The 20,497-nt window shown below is 61.5% G+C and carries 19 protein-coding genes and 1 pseudogene; 14 read left to right on the plus strand and 6 right to left on the minus strand.

The window, feature by feature from the left end:
- Nucleotides 1-14: 14 nt before the first annotated feature.
- Nucleotides 15-2,861: an RNA polymerase-associated protein RapA gene (gene rapA, locus J3P81_RS06390; protein ID WP_420764432.1), complete on the minus strand. Its 2,847-nt coding sequence runs from the start codon at nt 2,859-2,861 to the stop codon at nt 15-17.
- Between the two features lie 250 nt (nt 2,862-3,111).
- Here rapA and J3P81_RS06395 point away from each other — a divergent pair, with 250 nt between their 5' ends.
- The 3 genes from J3P81_RS06395 (at nt 3,112) to ccoM (ending at nt 3,968) form a co-directional block, all read left to right on the plus strand.
- A complete protein-coding gene (locus J3P81_RS06395; protein WP_420764433.1) occupies nt 3,112-3,453 on the plus strand; it encodes an aspartate-semialdehyde dehydrogenase in 342 nt (113 codons plus the stop codon).
- Between the two features lie 91 nt (nt 3,454-3,544).
- On the plus strand, nt 3,545-3,706 hold the full coding sequence (locus tag J3P81_RS06400) for a hypothetical protein (protein ID WP_305496283.1): 162 nt from the start codon (nt 3,545-3,547) through the stop codon (nt 3,704-3,706).
- 145 nt (nt 3,707-3,851) lie between these two features.
- Nucleotides 3,852-3,968, plus strand: coding sequence for a cytochrome c oxidase subunit CcoM (gene ccoM, locus J3P81_RS06405; protein ID WP_030139315.1), 117 nt, complete (start codon nt 3,852-3,854; stop codon nt 3,966-3,968).
- A gap of 185 nt (nt 3,969-4,153) precedes the next feature.
- On the opposite strand, the gene J3P81_RS06410 is transcribed toward ccoM, so the two are convergent.
- The 3 genes from J3P81_RS06410 to J3P81_RS06420 form a co-directional block, all read right to left on the minus strand.
- Nucleotides 4,154-5,629 carry an inorganic phosphate transporter gene (locus tag J3P81_RS06410; RefSeq protein ID WP_434562710.1) on the minus strand — a complete coding sequence of 492 codons (1,476 nt, stop codon included), beginning with the start codon at nt 5,627-5,629 and terminating at the stop codon, nt 4,154-4,156.
- 353 nt (nt 5,630-5,982) lie between these two features.
- On the minus strand, nt 5,983-6,183 hold the full coding sequence (locus J3P81_RS06415) for a hypothetical protein (protein WP_420764436.1): 201 nt from the start codon (nt 6,181-6,183) through the stop codon (nt 5,983-5,985).
- A gap of 132 nt (nt 6,184-6,315) precedes the next feature.
- Nucleotides 6,316-6,729, minus strand: a complete 414-nt coding sequence (locus J3P81_RS06420) for a hypothetical protein (protein ID WP_434562712.1) — start codon at nt 6,727-6,729, stop codon at nt 6,316-6,318.
- Nucleotides 6,730-6,745: 16 nt separating this feature from the next.
- On the opposite strand from J3P81_RS06420, the gene pcaR reads away from it, so the two are divergent.
- From pcaR to pcaC, 11 genes are all read left to right on the plus strand, one after another.
- On the plus strand, nt 6,746-7,588 hold the full coding sequence (gene pcaR, locus J3P81_RS06425; RefSeq protein WP_420764438.1) for a pca regulon transcriptional regulator PcaR: 843 nt from the start codon (nt 6,746-6,748) through the stop codon (nt 7,586-7,588).
- A 109-nt stretch (nt 7,589-7,697) separates the two neighbouring features.
- Nucleotides 7,698-9,044: an MFS transporter gene (locus tag J3P81_RS06430; protein WP_434562714.1), complete on the plus strand. Its 1,347-nt coding sequence runs from the start codon at nt 7,698-7,700 to the stop codon at nt 9,042-9,044.
- A 290-nt stretch (nt 9,045-9,334) separates the two neighbouring features.
- Nucleotides 9,335-10,195 carry a CoA transferase subunit A gene (locus J3P81_RS06435; protein ID WP_420764440.1) on the plus strand — a complete coding sequence of 287 codons (861 nt, stop codon included), beginning with the start codon at nt 9,335-9,337 and terminating at the stop codon, nt 10,193-10,195.
- The gene (locus J3P81_RS06440) at nt 10,192-10,971 is read left to right on the plus strand and encodes a CoA-transferase subunit beta (RefSeq protein WP_420764441.1); all 780 of its coding nucleotides are present in this window, start codon (nt 10,192-10,194) and stop codon (nt 10,969-10,971) included. Before J3P81_RS06435 ends, J3P81_RS06440 begins: the two co-directional genes overlap by 4 nt.
- The gene (gene pcaF, locus J3P81_RS06445) at nt 10,968-12,173 is read left to right on the plus strand and encodes a 3-oxoadipyl-CoA thiolase (RefSeq protein WP_434564085.1); all 1,206 of its coding nucleotides are present in this window, start codon (nt 10,968-10,970) and stop codon (nt 12,171-12,173) included. The genes J3P81_RS06440 and pcaF overlap by 4 nt, the downstream gene beginning before the upstream one ends.
- A 36-nt stretch (nt 12,174-12,209) precedes the next feature.
- On the plus strand, nt 12,210-12,914 hold the full coding sequence (gene pcaH, locus J3P81_RS06450) for a protocatechuate 3,4-dioxygenase subunit beta (protein WP_420764442.1): 705 nt from the start codon (nt 12,210-12,212) through the stop codon (nt 12,912-12,914).
- Nucleotide 12,915: 1 nt separating this feature from the next.
- Entirely contained in the window at nt 12,916-13,482 is a 567-nt protein-coding gene (gene pcaG / locus J3P81_RS06455; RefSeq protein WP_420764443.1) for a protocatechuate 3,4-dioxygenase subunit alpha, read from the plus strand.
- Between the two features lie 342 nt (nt 13,483-13,824).
- Complete coding sequence (locus tag J3P81_RS06460) at nt 13,825-15,120, plus strand: MFS family transporter (RefSeq protein WP_434562716.1); 1,296 nt, start codon at nt 13,825-13,827, stop codon at nt 15,118-15,120.
- 135 nt (nt 15,121-15,255) lie between these two features.
- Nucleotides 15,256-16,620, plus strand: coding sequence for a 3-carboxy-cis,cis-muconate cycloisomerase (locus tag J3P81_RS06465; protein WP_434562718.1), 1,365 nt, complete (start codon nt 15,256-15,258; stop codon nt 16,618-16,620).
- 12 nt (nt 16,621-16,632) lie between these two features.
- A complete protein-coding gene (gene pcaD, locus J3P81_RS06470; RefSeq protein WP_434562720.1) occupies nt 16,633-17,433 on the plus strand; it encodes a 3-oxoadipate enol-lactonase in 801 nt (266 codons plus the stop codon).
- Nucleotides 17,434-17,443: 10 nt separating this feature from the next.
- Nucleotides 17,444-17,836, plus strand: coding sequence for a 4-carboxymuconolactone decarboxylase (pcaC, locus tag J3P81_RS06475; RefSeq protein WP_030142291.1), 393 nt, complete (start codon nt 17,444-17,446; stop codon nt 17,834-17,836).
- A 477-nt stretch (nt 17,837-18,313) separates the two neighbouring features.
- On the opposite strand, the gene J3P81_RS06480 is transcribed toward pcaC, so the two are convergent.
- Together J3P81_RS06480 and J3P81_RS06485 are read right to left on the minus strand one after the other, a co-directional pair.
- The gene (locus tag J3P81_RS06480; RefSeq protein WP_434562722.1) at nt 18,314-19,567 is read right to left on the minus strand and encodes an OprD family porin; all 1,254 of its coding nucleotides are present in this window, start codon (nt 19,565-19,567) and stop codon (nt 18,314-18,316) included.
- 787 nt (nt 19,568-20,354) lie between these two features.
- Nucleotides 20,355-20,441 (minus strand): annotated as a pseudogene (locus tag J3P81_RS06485) (nucleoid-structuring protein H-NS); the annotation flags it as partial.
- Nucleotides 20,442-20,497 lie beyond the last annotated feature (56 nt).

The following is a 20,497-nucleotide window of genomic DNA, read 5'->3' on the forward strand; positions in this document are numbered from 1 at the left end:
AAGCCCAGCCGAAATTACCCCGCCACCAGCACCCGAATTGCCTCCAACCGCAACGCAGCCTTCTCCAACATCGCCAACCCTTGCTCACGCTGCTGGCGCAAAGCCTCCAGCTCGCTGTCCCGCACGGTTGGGTTGACCGCTTGCAACGCGGTCAAGCGTGCCAGCTCTTCTTCGGTATCAGCCGCCAGGCGACGTTGGGCCTCGGCCACGCGCTCGGCATGGCGTGGGATGATTTTCTGTTCGCCGGCATTGATCCTCGGCGCGAGTTGGTCGCGCTGGGCCTGGATGAACTTGTTGGCGCTGGCGCGTGGCACGCTTTCGAGCTGGTCGTTCAGGGTTTCGAAAGAGACCCGGGCCGCCAGGTCATTGCCGTTGGCGTCCAGCAGGCAGCGCAGGGCCGCTGGTGGCAGGTAGCGGCCCAGCTGCAGCGAACGCGGGGCGACCACTTCGCTGACATAGAGCAGTTCCAGCAGCACGGTGCCGGGTTTGAGTGCCTTGTTCTTGATCAGCGCCACGGCCGTGTTGCCCATGGAGCCCGACAGCACCAGGTCCATGCCGCCTTGCACCATCGGGTGCTCCCAGGTGATGAATTGCATGTCTTCGCGAGACAGCGCCTGGTTGCGGTCGTAGGTGATGGTCACGCCTTCGTCGTCGCCCAAGGGGAAACTGGCGTCGAGCATTTTCTCGCTCGGCTTGAGGATCAGCGCGTTGTCTGAATGGTCCTCGCTGTCGATACCGAAGGCGTCGAACAAGGTCTCCATGTAGATCGGCAGGGCAAACTGGTCATCCTGTTCGAGAATGGCTTCCACCAGCGCATCACCTTCACCCGCGCCGCCGGAATTGAGCTCCAGCAGGCGATCGCGGCCGGTATGCAGCTCGGCTTCCAGGCGCTCGCGCTCCACGCGGGCCTCGTCGATCAGCGCTTGCCAGTCGCCATCGTCGGCTTCTTCGAGCAATGGCAGCAGGCGCGGGCCGAACTGATGCTGCAAGGCGTTGCCGGTCGGGCAGGTGTTGAGAAACGCATTCAGGGCTTCGTGATACCACTGGAACAGCCGGGCCTGCGGGCTGGTTTCCAGGTAGGGCACGTGCAGCTCGATGGTGTGTTTCTGGCCGATCCGGTCCAGGCGGCCGATCCGTTGTTCCAGCAGGTCCGGGTGCGATGGCAGGTCGAACAGCACCAGGTGATGGGCAAACTGGAAGTTACGACCTTCGCTGCCGATTTCCGAGCAGATCAGCACCTGGGCGCCAAACTCTTCATCGGCGAAGTAAGCGGCCGCGCGGTCGCGCTCCAGAATGTTCATGCCTTCGTGGAACACCGTGGCAGGGATGCCGGAGCGCACGCGCAGGGCGTCTTCCAGGTCCATGGCGGTTTCCGCGTGGGCGCAGATCACCAGGACCTTGGTGCGCTTGAGCATTTTCAACTGGTCGATCAGCCATTCGACGCGCGGGTCGAATTTCCACCAGCGCTCTTCTTCGCTGGCGTCCGGCTGGGCCTGGAAGCTGACTTCCGGGTACAGCTCGGCATGATCGCCCAGCGGCAGTTCCAGGTATTCGTCCGGGCATGGCAAAGGATAAGCGTGCAGCTTGCGCTCCGGGAAGCCTTGCACTGCGGCGCGGGTATTGCGGAACAGCACGCGGCCAGTGCCATGCCGGTCGAGCAATTCACGAACCAGGCGGGCGCTGGCTTCGATGTCGCCATCGTTGACAGCCGTCAGCAGCGCTTCGCCCTCGTTACCCAGGAAACCGTGAATGGTCTGGTGGGCTTCGGGTGACAGGCGCCCTTTGTCCAACAACTCCTGGACGGCTTCGGCGACCGGGCGATAGTTCTCGCTTTCGGCACGGAAGGCCTGCAGATCATGGAAACGGTTCGGGTCCAGCAGGCGCAGACGGGCGAAGTGGCTGTCCTGTCCCAGTTGCTCAGGTGTCGCGGTCAGCAGCAGTACGCCGGGAATGGTTTCGGCAAGTTGCTCCACCAGCGCGTATTGAGGGCTGACATGGTCTTCGTGCCACACCAGGTGATGGGCTTCGTCGACAACCATCAGGTCCCATCCGGCGGCAAACAGCGCGTCCTGGGCCTTCTCGTCGTCTACCAGCCATTCCAGCGCCACCAGCGCCAGTTGGGTGTCTTCGAAGGGGTTGCTGGCATCGCTTTCAATGAAGCGTTCTTCGTCGAACAGCGCCACCTGCAGGTTGAAGCGCCGGCGCATTTCCACCAGCCACTGGTGCTGGAGGTTTTCCGGGACCAGGATCAGGATGCGGCTGGCGCGCCCGGAAAGCAGTTGGCGGTGGATGATCAGGCCGGCTTCGATGGTCTTGCCCAGGCCCACTTCGTCTGCCAGCAGTACCCGTGGCGCAATGCGGTCAGCCACTTCCCGGGCGATGTGCAGTTGGTGGGCGATCGGTTGGGCGCGGACGCCACCCAGGCCCCAAAGCGGGGACTGCAATTGGCGGCTGGTATGTTCCAGCGTGTGGTAGCGCAGGGAAAACCAGGCCAGTGGGTCGATCTGGCCGGCGAACAGGCGGTCGCTGGCCAAGCGGAACTGGATGAAGTTCGACAGCTGGGTTTCGGGCAGCGTGACGACTTCGTTCTGGCCGTCAAGGCCGTGGTAGACCAACAGTCCATCGACGTCGTCGACTTCGCGCACGGTCATTTTCCAGCCTTCGAAGTGAGTGATCACGTCGCCCGGCGAAAACCGTACGCGGGTCAAGGGCGCATTCCGTAGCGCGTACTGGCGAGTGTCGCCAGTGGCCGGATAGAGCACGGTCAACAAGCGGCCGTCCTGTGCCAGAACGGTGCCTAAACCCAGCTCGGCTTCGCTGTCACTGATCCAGCGTTGCCCCGGTTGATACTGCTGCGCCATGCTGCCTGACTCCCGCCGTGAAAAAGCCGGCTATCTTAACGGAATGAGCCGCCAGACCAAAGGATTTACGCACATCTGCCAGGCCTCGCGTGGGCGTTCCCCGTCAACCTGGCCAAGGGAACTTAAACGGGTTGCGCGATCAAACAAGCTTGTGGGCTGGCAGGGCGCAATGCCAACCAGGTCACAAGTTTCGGACCAGCGGTTCAAGCTGTCCCCGCCACAGCCGACAACCTGAAGACAGGAGACCTTTATGTTGCCACCCATGCTTCCCTTGAGCGCCGTACCCGTTACCGCGCAGCAGGATCCTATCCGGCCGCGACCGGATATTCCGCCCGTGGTCCCTGTTCAGGAAAGCTCCAGCGAAAGCACCATCGACCTGCAAAAGCGCGATCCTGAAGAAACCGCGTTGTTGCTGCGCGAGGAACAGCGCCGCCAGCAGGAGCGGGAAAGGCGTCGCCGTGAAGCCGATGAAGACCCCGACGAACATTTGGCGGTGCCGGGCACCGAGCTGAACGCCGACAACACCGTACCGGTCGTACCGCTGGTGGAAGGGGAGTCGCGCCAAGGCCTGTGGGTCGATATCCAGATCTGATCCAAGCCCGCCGAGACGGCCGGGCTGGTCAACGCAGGAAGCAGCCCGCATCATGGGCGCATCCGAACTCACCGTATGATGCCGAAACACCATGAGCCAAGAAGACAAGCTGATTGACCTGGGCGCTGAGCGCGCCAAGCGCGTTCACGACCTCAACGAAAAACGCCTCAATGAAGTTCGCCAGGCTTTCGAGCAGGCCATGCCGCTGGGCAAGCCAAAGAAAAAACCGAAAAACAAACCGAAAAAGCGCTGAGCTCCCCTCGATTCATTGATCCAAATCAATTATTCCCTCTTCATTTCGCTCCGTCGCGAGCGGTATTGATTCCGGTCAATTTTCATCCAGGCCCGATTGGTTAACTTGGCTCCAACGAAACAGGGGCAAGACCAGGAGGCCAGTCATGTTTATCGATAATGTGGTGTTTGCCGGTGTGTTGACGGTCGGCCTCATGTTCGTGTTTTTCGCAGGTTTTGGATTATTCATCTGGAAAGATGCGCACAAGCGCAAGAAGCCGTAGGCCTTTTCAGCGACAACGAGCACGCAAGGCATTTTGGGCGACTTCGGTCGCCCTTTTTTTTGGCAAATGTTCCGGTTTCACATAAAACCATTGTGGGGGCGAGCTTGCTCGCTCCCACAGGTGGCTGGGCATGAAAAAAGGTGCGAACCGCAAGGAACGCACCTTTTTTCATAACTGCCAGAGACTCAGCCGCTGATGGCCTTGGACGCCAGCCAGAACAGCGCCGCCGACAGGGCTACCGTTGCCGGCAAGGTCAGCACCCAGGCCAGCAGGATGGTCTTCACCGTGCCGCCTTGCAGGCCGCTCTTGTTGGCGACCATGGTGCCCGCCACGCCGGAAGACAGTACATGGGTGGTGGAAACCGGCAGGCTGAAGACGTTCGCCGCGCCAATCATGCAAGCGGTGGTGATCTGGGCCGACATGCCTTGGGCGTAGGTCATGCCTTGCTTGCCGATCTTCTCGCCGATGGTCAGTACCACGCGCTTCCAGCCGACCATGGTGCCCAGGCCCAGCGCCAGGGCAACCGCCAGGATCACCCAGAACGGCGCGTATTCGGTGGTCGCGGTCAGGTCTTTGCGCAGCTTGTTCAGGTCGTCTTTCTCACGAGCCGCCAGGCCCGGCAGCTTGCCGACCTTTTTCGCCGTGTCGTCCAGGCAGAGCAGGTAGCGACGCACTTCGATACGGCTTTCCGAAGGCAGCGAGTGGTAGTCCGCCACGCCTTTGAGCGTATCGAGCAGCGCGTTGATGGTCGGTTCGGTCTGTTGCGGGTTGCAACGGAATTTCTCCGGCAGATCGCCTTCGACACTCTTGCCCAAGGCCAGGAACTCGCCGAGGGATTCACTGTTGCGCTTGTAGAACTGGCTCAAGTGCAGGGTCGCGTCGCGGGTACGCTCGATCTGGTAGGTCGTGCTGTTCAGGTCGAGTACGAACTGCGCGGGGACGATCCCGATCAGCACCAGCATGATCAGGCCGATGCCTTTCTGGCCGTCGTTGGAACCGTGGACGAAGCTGACGGCCATGGCGGAAATCACCAGCACCAGGCGGTTCCAGAATGGCGGGTGTTTCTTGTCGTCGATCTTGCGGCGTTGCTCCGGCGTCTTGTGCATCTTCGACAACGGACGCCACCATTTCAGGCCGATCAACACCAGGGCGGCGACCAGGAAGCCGGCCATGGGCGAGAACACCAGGGAAGCACCGATGTCGATTGCCTTCTGCCAATTCACGCCATCGCGCAGCGCAATGTCATTGATCAATGCGTTGGCCAGGCCGACGCCAAGGATCGAGCCGATCAGGGTGTGGGAGCTGGAAGCCGGGATACCGAAGTACCACGTGCCCAGGTTCCAGGTGATGGCCGCCGCGAGCAGTGAGAACACCATGGCCAACCCATGGCCGGTGTTCACGTTGATCAACAGTTCCACGGGCAGCAAGTGCACGATGGCATACGCCACCCCCACACCGCCCAGCAACACGCCGAGGAAATTGAACACACCGGAAAAGAACACCGCCAGGTGAGGCGGCATGGCTTTGGTGTAGATAACAGTGGCAACCGCGTTAGCGGTGTCATGAAAGCCGTTGATGAACTCGAAGGCGAGGACAAAAGCCAGGGCGAGCAAGAGGCTCACGAGCACCCAAGCATCCAGTCCGCTGAATAAATCGATCATGAAGGTTTTCTGACCCGGTCATAAGGGGGCGCGATTATGCCAGAAAACCTCGCAAATCGATGCATTGCCTGCTCATCGGTAACAATCTTCTGCTAAGCGACCGGGGTGCAGGCTGTCTTTTTCGAGGGGCGCCAGGAGGCTGCAAGCCTTTGTTTACAAGGATGAAAGCTCTGTTGGCGTGTTCGCCTCGCGCCGGGATCGTCGGAAGAAAAAAACTGAAGGACGAGCAGTCGTTACGGTTACCCGACCGATGGCTGGTGAGTTGAAGCGGCCCGCTTTTGGCGGGCGTCCGCTGCCGTGTCCGGCCTGGGTGGCGACCGGACACGGCCCGTAACAACATCAAGTGCGCGACGTCATCCTTCTTCGGACTTGAGCTCTTTTTCCATCTTTTGAAGTTCCTGGCTGAAAGCCTGGTCCTGGACGGTGGCGCGTTTGCGCCAAGGTTTGCGTTCCGGTTCGGGTTGCGCGGCGTAGGTGGTGATTTCCCCGCCGTAGACTTCCTTGTAACGTTGTTCCTGGCGCTCAAGTTCCGCGCGCAGTTCTTCTTTCGTCACAGTATTACCTAATGAATTGAAAATTAATCTGGTGATACGCACTGCATGCAGTCATGCAGACGGCCACGGCACCAGAGCTGACAGCTGACGTAGCATCAGGGCTTCGGGTTATTGCCGATACAGAGGAAGCGGTCATCGATGCTTCACGCACCGGTTGCCGGCATGACAGTTAGAACTGTCGTGCCCGCGGACGGGGACTGGCCGATTGGCCGCGCCGTCACTGAGCGCATTATAGCGGTCCATCTGAATAACACTATCGCTAAAGTTAAAACGTTCGGTTGCCTTGTGTGAACCAATGTTTGTATGTGCAAGTTGTGTCAACAGAGTTTCAAGACGTACCACAAGTTCAATATTGAGCCTCGTTTGTTGCAACCCCTCACGGCCCATCTTTGTTATTTCCATACCCGAGTGGGCGATATCAGGAGCATGGCCAGATGAAGAGCTGATGCATGGATTGCGATTATCGGTCGCCAGTTCGATAATCGAACGGTCTTGATCGCCAGGTGCTTGTCTGTCGGCCGGGCAGCCGCTTGTAATAGTCGTCAATTTCCGAGGACCTGACATGAACGACCAATTGCGCAATGCCTTTACGTCAGTCGCGCCACCGATCGTCGCCTCGCCGGCCAAGCGGATCCAGGCCATGACGGGTGACCCGGATTTCATGACCTCGCTGGCCCGGGGCCTTGCCGTGGTCCAGGCTTTCCAGGAGCGCAAGCGGCACCTGACCATCGCGCAGATCAGCCATCGCACGGAAATCCCCCGCGCCGCCGTCCGCCGTTGCCTGTATACCTTGATCAAGCTCGGCTATGCGACCACCGATGGGCGTACCTATTCATTGCTGCCCAAAGTACTGACGCTGGGCCACGCCTATTTGTCATCGACGCCGCTGGCCGTGTCCGCCCAGCCTTATCTGGACCGCATGAGCGAACAGCTGCACGAGGCCTGCAACATGGCCACGCTCGAAGGCGACGACATCCTCTACATCGCCCGGTCGGCGACCACCCAGCGGCTGATTTCCGTGGACCTGTCCGTCGGCGGCCGCCTGCCGGCGTATTGCACGTCCATGGGCAGGATCCTGCTGGCGGCCCTGGACGACGCTTCGCTGCGAGATTACCTCGACCATGCCGACCTTCAGGCCAAGACCAGCAGGACCCTGCATACGCCCGAGGCGCTGCTTGAATGCTTGCATCAGGTCCGGCAGCAAGGGTGGTGCATCGTCGACCAGGAGCTGGAGCAGGGGCTGCGCTCGATTGCCGTGCCGGTCTATGACGCGTCGGGCCAAGTAGTCGCGGCCCTGAATGTCAGCACCCATGCCGGGCGGGTCAGCCGCAATGAGTTGGAGCAACGTTTCCTGCCAGGTCTGCTGGGGGCCAGCCGCGACTTGAGCGCACAGTTGTTTTCTTAAGCTGTTCGATAAACGCACACACTCGGCTGCGACGAATTGACGGTATTTGCCCGGCCTCATTAATGTCGCGCAGCGTCATCTGGCGTCTCTTGCGTGGAATAAAAATAAAATGAATCAGCCCCAGACTTCCGTAGGCACCTGCCTCGATGTGCAGTCCTTCATCAACGCTCAACCGATCTCACGCTATCAGTGGCGCGTGGTCATTCTCTGTTTCCTGATTGTCTTCCTCGATGGCCTCGATACCGCGGCCATGGGTTTCATCGCGCCGGCGTTGTCCCAGGATTGGGGCATCGACCGGGCCAGCCTTGGCCCGGTCATGAGTGCCGCGCTGATCGGCATGGTCTTCGGCGCCCTGGGCTCCGGCCCGTTGGCCGATCGCTTTGGACGAAAACTCGTATTGGTCGGCGCGGTCGTGTTGTTTGGCGCGTTCAGCCTGGCCTCGGCGTTCTGTACCAATGTCGATCAATTGCTGGTGCTGCGTTTCCTGACCGGCCTGGGATTGGGCGCCGGCATGCCGAACGCCACCACTCTGCTGTCGGAATACACCCCGGAGCGCAAGAAATCCCTGCTGGTGACCAGCATGTTCTGTGGCTTCAACCTCGGCATGGCCGGCGGCGGGTTCATCTCGGCCAAGTTGATCCCGGCATTTGGCTGGCACAGCCTCCTGCTGATTGGCGGCGTTCTGCCGCTGATACTCGCGGTCGTGCTGGTGTTCTGGTTGCCGGAGTCCGCGCGTTACCTGGTTGTGCGTAACCGTGGCACCGACAAAGTGCGCAAGACCCTGGCGCCGATTGACCCAACGACTATCGCCCAGGCGTCCAGCTTCAGCGTGCCGGAGCAGACAACCGTGAAGGCGCGCAACGTGCTGGCGGTGATTTTCTCGGGCACTTACAGCGCCGGCACTTTGTTGCTGTGGCTCACGTATTTCATGGGCCTGGTGATCGTTTATCTCCTGACCAGTTGGTTGCCGACCCTGATGCGTGACAGCGGCGCGAGCATGGAGCAGGCGGCGTTCATCGGCGCGCTGTTCCAGTTCGGTGGGGTATTGAGCGCCGTTGGCGTGGGCTGGGCGATGGATCGGTTCAATCCGCACAAGGTCATCGGCATTTTCTATCTGTTGGCAGGGCTGTTTGCCTATGCGGTAGGGCAGAGTCTGGGCAACATCACCCTGCTTGCCACCTTGGTGCTGGTGGCGGGCATGTGCGTCAACGGCGCCCAATCGGCGATGCCGTCCCTGGCGGCGCGCTTCTACCCGACCCAGGGCCGGGCCACCGGTGTTTCCTGGATGCTGGGCATAGGTCGCTTCGGGGCGATTCTCGGGGCCTGGATGGGCGCGACCCTGCTGGGGCTGGGCTGGAACTTCGAACAGGTCCTGACCGCGTTGGTGATCCCGGCGGCCCTGGCGACCGTGGCGGTGGTGATCAAGGGCATGGTCAGCCATGCGGACGCAACCTGAGCCATAGAGTTTGAGCCTGTAAAAGACCTGTGGGAGCGCGCTTGCTCGCGATGGCGGTGGGTCAGTCAACATTGATGCAAGTTGATACGGCGCTATCGCGAGCTCGCTCCCACAGGGAATTCACTGTGTCCTGATAAATAGATAGCCAAGCAACAATCTGTTCGATAAACGAACGCTCTGTCGATTATCGGATTGTTTTGCCCTCATCCCGAAGCTTAATCTTCAGTCATTCCGGCGCCTAATCTCGCGCCTTATTCATGTCGGTCTACTGGAAAACGGGAGCCTGCCCCATGGCTGAAATCCTTTCGCTGCACGATGCGGTGAAGCAGTTCGTCAACGACGGCGATACCGTCGCGCTCGAAGGCTTCACCCACTTGATCCCGACAGCGGCGGGTCATGAAATCATCCGTCAGGGCAAGAAAGACCTGACGCTGGTGCGCATGACGCCTGACTTGATCTATGACCAGTTGATCGGAGCCGGTTGTGCCCGCAAGCTGATTTTCTCCTGGGGCGGCAACCCAGGCGTGGGCTCGTTGCACCGGTTGCGTGACGCAGTGGAAAAGCAATGGCCGCATCCGCTGGAAATCGAGGAGCACAGCCACGCAGACCTGGCCAATGCCTACGTTGCCGGTGCCTCCGGCCTACCGTTCGCGGTGCTGCGGGCCTATGCGGGTTCCGACCTGCCGAAGGTCAACCCGCTGATCAAGAGCGTGACCTGTCCGTTTACCGGTGAGGTGTTGGCCGCCGTGCCTTCGGTGCGCCCGGACGTCACGGTGATCCACGCTCAGAAAGCCGACCGCAAAGGAAACGTGCTGCTGTGGGGCATCCTCGGCGTGCAGAAAGAAGCCGCCCTGGCCGCCAAGCGCTGCATCGTCACCGTGGAAGAAATCGTCGATGACCTGAATGCGCCGATGAACGCCTGCGTGCTGCCGACCTGGGCGTTGAGCGCCGTGTGCCATGTGCCCGGCGGCGCCCATCCGTCCTACGCCCACGGTTATACCGAGCGAGATAATCGTTTCTACCAAGCGTGGGACCCCATCGCCCGGGATCGCGATACGTTTAGCGCTTGGATCGACGAATACATTCGCGGCACCCAGGATTTCAGTGAGTTCCAGGCCCGGCTCGCAGCCGCTTCGCAGGTGAAACCATGACCTATTCCACCAATGAGATGATGACGGTCGCGGCGGCGCGGCGGTTGAAGAACAATGCCGTGTGCTTCGTGGGCATCGGTTTGCCGTCGAAAGCGGCCAATCTGGCACGGCTGACTTCGTCACCCGATGTAGTGCTGATCTACGAGTCCGGTCCGATCGGTGCCAAGCCCAGCGTATTGCCGCTGTCCATCGGCGACGGTGAGCTGGCGGAAACCGCGGACACTGTCGTACCGACCGGTGAGATTTTCCGCTACTGGCTGCAAGGGGGGCGTATCGACGTCGGTTTTCTCGGTGCGGCCCAGGTCGACCGTTTCGGCAACATCAATACCACGGTGGTGGGCGACTACCATCAGCCGAAAGTCCGCCTGCCCGGCGCGGGTGGCGCGCCGGAAATTGCCGGTTCCGCCAAGAGTGTGCTGATCATCCTCAAGCAGTCGGCCCGTTCGTTTGTCGACAAGCTGGATTTCATCACCTCGGTCGGTCACGGCGAAGGTGGCGATTCACGCAAGCGCCTTGGCTTGCCGGGTGCCGGGCCGGTGGGGATTATCACTGACCTGTGCATCATGGAGCCGGAAGCCGGCAGTCATGAATTCGTGGTCACCTCGCTGCACCCTGGCGTGACTCGTGAGCAAGTGATCGCGGCCACCGGGTGGGCGATCCGCTTCGCCGACCAGGTGCAGACCACCGCCGAGCCGACCGAGGTGGAGCTGCGCGCACTGCGTGACCTTGAGGCCCGCACCGCGGCGGCCCACGGGCAGACACCGGGAGAAGCCTGATGCGCGACGTTTTTATCTGTGATGCGATTCGAACCCCCATCGGCCGGTTCGGCGGCAGCCTGGCCGCCGTGCGTGCCGATGATCTGGCCGCCGTGCCGATCAAGGCATTGATGGAGCGCAACCCATCCGTGGACTGGAATGCATTGGACGAGGTATTCCTCGGCTGCGCCAACCAGGCCGGCGAGGACAACCGCAACGTCGCGCGCATGGCGCTGCTGTTGGCGGGCCTCCCTGAAAGTGTTCCTGGCGTGACCCTCAACCGCCTCTGCGCTTCGGGCATGGATGCTATCGGGACCGCGTTCCGCGCCATCGCCAGCGGCGAGATGGAACTGGCGATTGCTGGCGGCGTGGAGTCGATGTCCCGTGCGCCGTTCGTGATGGGCAAGGCCGACGCGGCGTTTTCCCGCAACATGAAACTGGAAGACACCACCATCGGCTGGCGCTTCATCAACCCTTTGATGAAAGCCCAGTACGGCGTGGACGCGATGCCGCAGACGGCGGATAACGTGGCCGACGACCATGTTGTCTCCCGCGCCGACCAGGACGCCTTCGCCGTGCGCAGCCAGCAGCGGGCGGCAGCGGCCCAGGCGGCCGGTTTTTTTGCCGAGGAAATCGTGCCGGTGCGCATCGCCCACAAAAAAGGTGAAACCGTGGTCGAGCAGGACGAGCATCCGCGGGCTGACACCACGCTGGAGACCCTGAGCAAGCTCAAGCCGGTCAACGGCGCGGACAAAACCGTCACCGCCGGCAACGCCTCGGGTGTGAATGACGGCGCGGCCGCGATGATCCTGGCGTCTGCAGAGGCGGTTAAAAAACATGGCCTGACGCCTCGGGGCAAAGTGCTTGGCATGGCCAGTGCCGGGGTGGCGCCCCGGGTAATGGGCATCGGCCCGGTGCCAGCGGTGCGCAAGCTCACCGAGCGCCTGGGAATGGCCGTCGCCGATTTTGACGTGATCGAGCTTAACGAAGCCTTTGCCAGCCAAGGCTTGGCGGTACTGCGGGACTTGGGGCTGGCGGACGATGCGCCGCAAGTCAACCCGAACGGTGGCGCCATCGCCCTGGGCCACCCGCTGGGCATGAGCGGGGCACGGTTGGTGCTGACCGCGTTGCATCATCTGGAAAAGACCGGCGGCAAGAAAGGCCTGGCGACCATGTGTGTTGGGGTCGGCCAAGGTCTGGCGCTGGCGATCGAACGCGTCTGACGGTCGTTTCACTAATAAGAAACCGAGGAATGCTTCATGACTGACAAGCCTGGTTACCGTCGCCCTCAAGTGGGCACCCAGCCGGAATACCTGCACCCGTCGTACCAGTCCACCAACCTGCGTTCGCCGTCGAAACCTTTGGTGTATCTGCCTCATTCGCTGTCGGAAATCACCGGCCCGACTGTGGGCGCAGATCGCATCCAGGAGAAGGACCACGACCTGACCGCCCAGCACACTGGCGAGCCGCTCGGCGAGCGGATCATCATTCATGGGCGCGTGCTGGATGAACACGGCGAGCCGGTGCCGGGCGTCCTCGTGGAGATCTGGCAGGCCAACGCCGCCGGACGCTACAACCACGACCGTGACAACCATGACGCGCCGCTGGACCCGAACTTCACCGGCACCGGTCGCACCGTCACCGACGCCGACGGTTGGTATCAATTCCAGACCATCAAGCCCGGCGCCTACCCGTGGGGCAATCACCACAACGCCTGGCGCCCGGCGCATATCCACTTCTCACTGTTCGGGCCGAGCATCCTGACGCGCCTGGTGACGCAGATGTATTTCCCCGGCGACCCGTTGCTGGAATACGACCCGATCTATAACTGCGTGCCGGACACCAGTGCCAAGGAACGCTTGATCGCCCGGTTCGACCTGGAAAAAACCGTCCCTCACTACGCCCTCGGTTATCGCTGGGACATCGTCTTGCGCGGCCGCGATGCCACGCCGATGGAGAAATAAGATGACGCTCAACGCCACTACGTCCCACACCGTCGGGCCTTACTACCACATCGGCCTGACCTGGCTGAACCGCGAAGACCTGACCGACGAGCAGACCCTCGGCCAAAGGGTGGCGATCACCGGGCAGGTGGTCGATGGCAATGGTCAGTTCGTCAACGACGCGATGCTGGAAGTCTGGCAGGCCAACGCGGCCGGCAAGTACGCCCACCCGGAAGACGACCAGGACAAACCCCTCGACCCGCATTTCGACGGTTTTGGTCGGGTACCGGTGGATGCCGAGGGACGTTTTCGTTTCACCACCATCAAGCCCGGCACCGTGCCGGGGCTGGGCGGCACGACCCAAGCCCCGCACCTGGTGGTGTTGGTGTTCGCCCGTGGGCTGGTCAAGCATCTGCTGACGCGGATCTATTTTGACGATGAACCCGGTAACGAAGCCGACCCGCTGCTGGCCTGCGTGCCGCAGGAACGACGCGGCACCCTCGTGGCCAAGCCCGATGCGTCGGGGGTGTACCAGTGGAACGTGATCCTGCAGGGCACGGATGCCGAAACGGTGTTCTTCGATTACTGAGTGAAAATCTCGGTGGCGAGGGAGTTCGCTCCCGCTGGCTTGCGACGCATTTCGTCAGACCAATCGCGCTGCCTGGTTTGCGACTGCTTCGCAGCCGAGCGGGAGCAAGCTCCCTCGCCACGGGTGTGATGCAAGCCCTGCGGGAGCGAGCTTGCTCGCCACGGGTGTGATGCAAGCCCTGCGGGAGCGAGCTTGCTCGCCACGGGTGTGATGCAAGCCCTGTGGGAGCGAGCTTGCTCGCGATAGCGTTGGTACAGGCGCTACTGCATGAAAGACTGTTTGTGGAACGGGACTGTTACGAAGTGTGTCTAGACGTCGTCAGTCCCCAACGAGTGAAAAATCATGACCACCCCAACCAGCCACTACACCGGTGAAGAGCGCAGCAAGCGTATCTTTGCCATCGTCGGTGCCTCATCCGGCAACCTGGTCGAATGGTTCGACTTCTATGTCTATGCCTTTTGCGCCATATACTTCGCGCCGGCATTCTTTCCGTCGGACAATCCCACCGTGCAATTGGTCAACACCGCCGGTGTATTCGCCGCCGGGTTCCTGATGCGGCCGATCGGCGGTTGGATTTTCGGCCGGGTGGCGGACCGTCACGGGCGCAAGAATTCGATGATGATCTCGGTGCTGATGATGTGCTTCGGCTCGTTGCTCATCGCCTGCCTGCCCACCTACAAGGACATCGGCGTCTGGGCGCCGGTGCTGCTGTTGCTCGCCCGTCTGCTGCAAGGCCTGTCGGTGGGCGGCGAGTACGGCACCACTGCCACCTACATGAGCGAAGTCGCCTTGAAAGGCCAGCGCGGCTTCTTTGCGTCGTTCCAGTACGTGACGCTGATCGGCGGGCAGCTGCTGGCGGTGTCTCTGGTGGTGATCCTGCAGCAGTTTCTCAACGAAGATGAACTGCGCGCGTGGGGCTGGCGGATTCCGTTCGTGGTCGGCGCCGTGGCGGCAATGATTTCCCTGTTCCTGCGCCGCTCACTGAAGGAAACCAGCAGCAAGGAAATGCGCGAAAACAAGGACGCCGGCAGCATCGCTGCACTGTTTCGCAGCCACAAGGCCGCCTTCATTACCGTACTGGGCTACACCGCCGGTGGTTCGCTGATTTTCTACACCTTCACCACGTATATGCAGAAATACCTGGTGAACACCGCCGGGCTGCACGCCAAGACCGCCAGCTACATCATGACCGGCGCGCTGTTCCTCTACATGTGCATGCAACCGCTGTTCGGCATGCTGGCGGACAAGATTGGTCGGCGTAACTCCATGCTCTGGTTCGGTGGCCTTGGGGCGCTGTGCACGGTGCCGATCCTGCTGATACTCAAAAGCATCAGCAGCCCGTTCCTGGCATTTGTCCTGATCACGTTGGCGTTGGCGATCGTCAGCTTCTACACCTCCATCAGCGGTTTGGTGAAGGCTGAAATGTTTCCACCGGAAGTGCGCGCGCTGGGAGTAGGGTTGGCGTATGCGGTGGCGAATGCGATTTTTGGCGGTTCGGCCGAATACGTCGCCTTGAGCCTGAAGGCCCAGGGCATGGAGAACGCCTTTTATTGGTATGTCACGGTGATGATGGTAGTGGCGTTCCTGTTCAGCCTGCGCCTGCCCAAGCAGCCGGCGTATTTGCATCACGATCTTTAAGGCTTGCTTGATTCATTGTGGTGAGGGGATTTATCCCCGCTGGGCTGCGCGGCAGCCCTCTCTTGTGAGCGCTTCGCACTCAAGCGGGAGCAAGCTCCCTCGCCATAACTGCATCTATTTTCTCAAGGAATGTTTATGAGCGAACGACCGGGCAATCAGCTCTTCGATGCCTACTTCACCGCCCGCGACATGCGCGACGTGTTCTGCGATGCGGGGCGGGTGCAGGCCATGCTGGACGTCGAAGCGGCACTGGCCCGGGCCGAGGCGCGAGTGGGGCTGATCCCCCACGAGGCGGTGGCGCCGATCGAGAACGCCTGCCACGCCCACCTGTACGATTTCGGCGCGTTGAGCGAAGCGATCGCCAGTGCCGGCAATTCGGCGATCCCGCTGGTCAAGGCGTTGGGCAAGCGCATCGCCACCCAGAGCCTGGAAGCTGAGCGGTACGTGCATTTGGGTGCCACCAGCCAGGACGTGATGGACAGCGGTCTGGTGGTGCAACTGCGCCAGGCGCTTGGGCTGATCGAAAACGAACTGGCGCAACTGGCCGACAGCCTGGCCCGACAAGCCGAACGCTACGCCGCGACGCCATTGGCCGGGCGTACGTGGTTGCAACACGCCACGCCGGTGACCCTGGGCATGAAGGTCGCCGGTTGGCTGGGGGCGATCACCCGCAGTCGCCAACGCTTGCGCGAGCTCAAGCCGCGCCTGCTGGTGCTGCAATTCGGCGGCGCTTCCGGGACGCTCGCTGCCTTGGGTGAGCACGCGCTGCCAGTCGCAGAGGCGTTGGCCGCCGAGCTGCAATTGAACCTGCCGGAGCAGCCGTGGCACACCCAGCGCGATCGCCTGGTGGAGTTCGGTTCGGTGCTGGGCCTGATCGCCGGCAGCCTGGGCAAGTTGGGGCGTGACATCAGTCTGTTGATGCAAACCGAAGCCGGCGAAGCGTTCGAACCCTCGGCGCCGGGCAAGGGCGGTTCGTCCACCATGCCCCACAAACGCAACCCGGTGGGCGCGGCCGTGCTGATCGGCGCGGCGACGCGGGTGCCGGGCTTGTTGTCGACGCTGTTCAGCGCCATGCCCCAGGAACACGAGCGCAGCCTGGGGCTGTGGCACGCCGAATGGGAAACCCTGCCGGAGATCTGCTGCCTGGTATCCGGCGCGCTGCAACAGGCGCGGCTGCTGGCCGACGGGCTGGACGTGGATCCGTCGCGCATGGCCCGTAACCAGGAGTTGACCCAAGGGCTGGTGCTGGCGGAGGCCGTGAGCATCGTCCTGGCCCAGCGTGTGGGGCGCGACACCGCGCATCATCTGCTCGAACAATGCTGCAAGCGCGCCGTGGCCGAACAACGGCACCTGCGCGAAGTGCTGGGGGACGAACCTCAGGTCACCGCGCAGCTATCCACGACCGAGCTCGATCATCTGCTCGACCCGGCCCACTACCTTGGACAAGCCCAGACCTGGGTCGCCCGAGCCGTGGCTGAACACCTTGCCTTGAATGCCTGAAAGGAGATTGTTGTGAGATTCGTCAAACTCGCCGAGGGCGATCTGAATTATCGATTGGACGGGCCGGAAGACGCGCCAGTTCTGGTGCTTTCCAACTCCCTGGGCACCGACCTGCACATGTGGGACGAGCAGATCCAAGCTTTCAGCGAACACTTTCGCGTGCTGCGTTTCGACACGCGTGGTCATGGTCAGTCGTTGGTGACCGAAGGCCCCTACAGCATTGAACAGCTGGGGCGCGATGTGCTGGCCATGCTTGATGCCTTGAGCATCGACAAGGTGCATTTCTGCGGATTGTCCATGGGCGGGCTGATCGGCCAATGGCTGGGAATCAACGCGGGCGAGCGATTGTTCAAACTGGTCATCTGCAACACGGCGGCCAAGATTGGCGACCCGTCGGTGTGGAACCCGCGCATCGAAACCGTGCTGCGTGACGGCCAGGCGGCGATGGTGGCCTTGCGTGACGCGTCGATTGGCCGTTGGTTTACACCGGACTTCGCCGAGGCGCACCCCGCGACGGTAAAGAAAATCACCGACATGCTGGCTGCCACCTCGCCCCAGGGTTATGCGGCAAACTGCGCGGCGGTTCGGGACGCCGATTTTCGCGAGCAGTTGGCGTCGATCCGCGTGCCGTTGCTGGTTGTGGCGGGCACTGAGGATGCGGTGACACCGCCGTCCGGCGGGCATTTTATCCAAGAGCGGGTCAGTGGGGCCGAATACGCCGAGTTCCGCGCCGCGCATTTGTCCAACGTCCAGGCCGGCGCTGCGTTCAGCGCGCGGGTGCTGGATTTCCTGCTTGATTCTGGCCGGGCCTGAGGAGTTTTTTGTGGACGAGAAACAACGTTACGACGAAGGCATGCAAGTGCGCCGCGCCGTGCTGGGCGATGCCCACGTGGATCGCAGCCTCAACGCCCTGACCGAATTCAACAGCGAATTCCAGGAGATGATCACCCGTCACGCCTGGGGCGACATCTGGACCCGCCCGGGACTGCCGCGCCATACCCGCAGCCTGATCACCATTGCCATGCTGATCGGCATGAACCGCAACGAAGAACTCAAGCTGCACCTGCGCGCCGCCGCCAACAATGGCGTCAGCCGTAGTGAGATCAAGGAAGTGATCATGCAAAGTGCGATTTATTGCGGCATTCCGGCGGCCAATGCCACCTTCCATCTGGCCGAATCGGTCTGGGATGAACTGGGTGTCGAGTCGCGGGGTTAGGGCATACCTCGATTCCTGTGGGAGCGAGCCTGCTCGCGAAAGCGGTGGGTCAGCTTGCATCGATGTTGGATGTGATGACGCCATCGCGAGCAAGCTCGCTCCCACAATGATCTCCAGCGGCCATTGAATCTACGTCCACCGCCAATCCCCCTGTGGGAGCGAGCTTGCTCGCGAAAGCGGTGGGTCAGCTTGCATCGATGTTGGATGTGATGACGCCATCGCGAGCAAGCTCGCTCCCACAATGATCTCCAGCGGCCATTGAATCTACGTCCACCGCCAATCCCCCTGTGGGAGCGAGCTTGCTCGCGAAAGCGGTGGGTCAGCTTGCATCGATGTTGGATGTGATGACGCCATCGCGAGCAAGCTCGCTCCCACAATGATCTCCAGCGGCCATTGAATCTACGTCCACCGCCAATCCCCTGTGGGAGCGAGCCTGCTCGCGATGACGGTGGTACAGCCTCCATCCATCTTTGGTTTTTACAGCAGGCTGATCGGATAGCTGACAATCAACCGGTTCTCATCGAACTCATTGGTACTGAAGTCCCTACGCATCGTCGAATTACGCCATTTCACGTTGAGGCTCTTGAACACGCCGCTCTGCACCGTGTAGGCCAGCTCACTTTCCCGGCCCCATTCCTTGCCGTCGTCGACCGTGGCGGTGTGAACGTTGTCACCGCTGATGTAGCGGTTCATCAGGGTCAGGCCCGGCACGCCGACGGCGGCGAAGTTGAAGTCGTGGCGCAGTTGCCAGGATTTTTCCTTGGCGTTGTCGTAGCTGGAGTTGTAGCTGTCGTTCGCCAGGGTGCCGCCGCTGGTGCCGTTGACGCGCATCCAGGCATCGTCGCCGCCGACTTTCTGCAGGCCGACGTAGAAGGTGTTGCCGCCGTATTTGGCGGAAAGCATGGCGAAAGCGGTTTTGTTGTCAAGGTCGCCGGCCAGTGCGCTGCCGTCTTCCTTGCCGGTGAAGTAACCGAGGTTGGCGCCCAGGGTCCAGTCGCCGATGGGCTGGCTGTGGGTCAGGTTGAAATATTGCTGTTGGTAGATGTCGGACAGTTCCGCGTACCAGACGCCGACCTGGGTGCGTTTTTCGTTGAAAGCGTATTCGCCGCCACCGAAATTGAAACGGTCGGAGGTGAATGCACCGCGGCCGTTCATCGACATGTCTTCCATGCTCGCGTCGTTACGCGGGCTGTTGGCGCGGAACTGGCCGCCGTAGAGGCTCAGGCCGTTGATTTCGGTGGAAGTCACCTGGCCGCCACGGAAGGTTTGCGGCAGGGAACGGCCATCGTCGGAACGCAGGATCGGCAACACTGGCATCCACTCGCCGACTTTCAATTCGGTCTTCGAGACCTTGGCCTTCAGGGCCACGCCCAGGCGACCGAAGTCATCGGCCGGGCGGCCGTCGTCGTGCACCGGCAGCAGCTGGGTGCCGGCCGTGCCACGACCGCCGTCGAGCTTGACCGAGTACAGGCCCAGCACGTCAACGCCGAAACCGACGGTGCCCTGGGTGAAGCCGGACTTGGCGTCGAGGATGAAACTCTGGGTCCATTCCTCGGCTTTGCCCTGGGCATTGTCCGGGTTGGTGAAGTTGCGGTTGATGTAGAAGTTGCGCAGGTTCAGCGTGGCTTTGGCATCTTCGACGAACCCCGATTCCGCCGCCAGGACGGGGAGGGCGGTGCTGGTCAGGGCGACGGCAATGAGGCTCGGGAACAAGTGCTGTGTGGGCTTCATGGGCGTTGTCTCTTATTTTTTGTGGACGAAGCGAGTTGTTGCCGCATTTTTTGGGTGCGAACGGTACGGTGGGGGCAGGTTGTTAAAGCGACTGAGGATCAGCCGTACGGTGCAGGGCGTGGGGACATGGCATCGAACCTGTTGTTATTGGTTTTGTGCGAGCGATGGTGAAGGGCGGCCCGGGATCGGTTCAATTGCGATTGGCGGGTTTTGGGCGATTAACGAACGGCAAAAGCACTAGTTGGCTGGATGAGGGGCCTGTGGGAGCGAGCCTGCTCGCGAAGGCGGCCTGACAGCCGGTCGGGATTTTGTTATCTAGGTACATATCTATTTCTGCGGTAACGGCCGCTGGCGGTTCCGCCCTTACGGCGGCTCACTTTTTTTCAGACGCCAAAAAAAGTAAGCAAAAAAGGCTTGCCCCACCACTCGGTGCCTCGCCTAGGCTCGGCATGCCCGCACTCCGGCATTGCTCCGTGGGCCCGCCGCGATGGGCCATCCATGGCCCGGCGCGGCTATCCCGGCATCCATGCCGGGATGGCCACTCCACAATGCCTGCGTTCGGCCATCGTGGTTAACGGGGCGTCGAGATCAAAAGCAGATCAAAAGCAAGAGCAGAGCAAGAGCAGAGCAAGAGCAAGAGCAAGAGCAAGAGCAAGAGCAAGAGCAAGAGCAAGAGCAAGAGCAAGAGCACGGGGGCTTTCGCTGCACCTATGTGATAGAGCCATTGCTGTCGCGAGCAGGCTCGCTCGCGAAGAGGCCGCCTCGTTCTTGATCTTGATCTTGATCTTGGCGCCCCGTTAACCACGATGGCCGCACGTAGGTCTTGCGCAGTGGGTACCTCGGCATGGATGCCGAGGTAGCCGCGCTGGGCCATGGATGGCCCTTCGCGGCGGCCCACGGAGCAAGGCCGGAGTGCGGGCATGCCGAGCC

This window comes from Pseudomonas sp. R1-6 (assembly GCF_051132115.1).
GTDB lineage: Bacteria > Pseudomonadota > Gammaproteobacteria > Pseudomonadales > Pseudomonadaceae > Aquipseudomonas.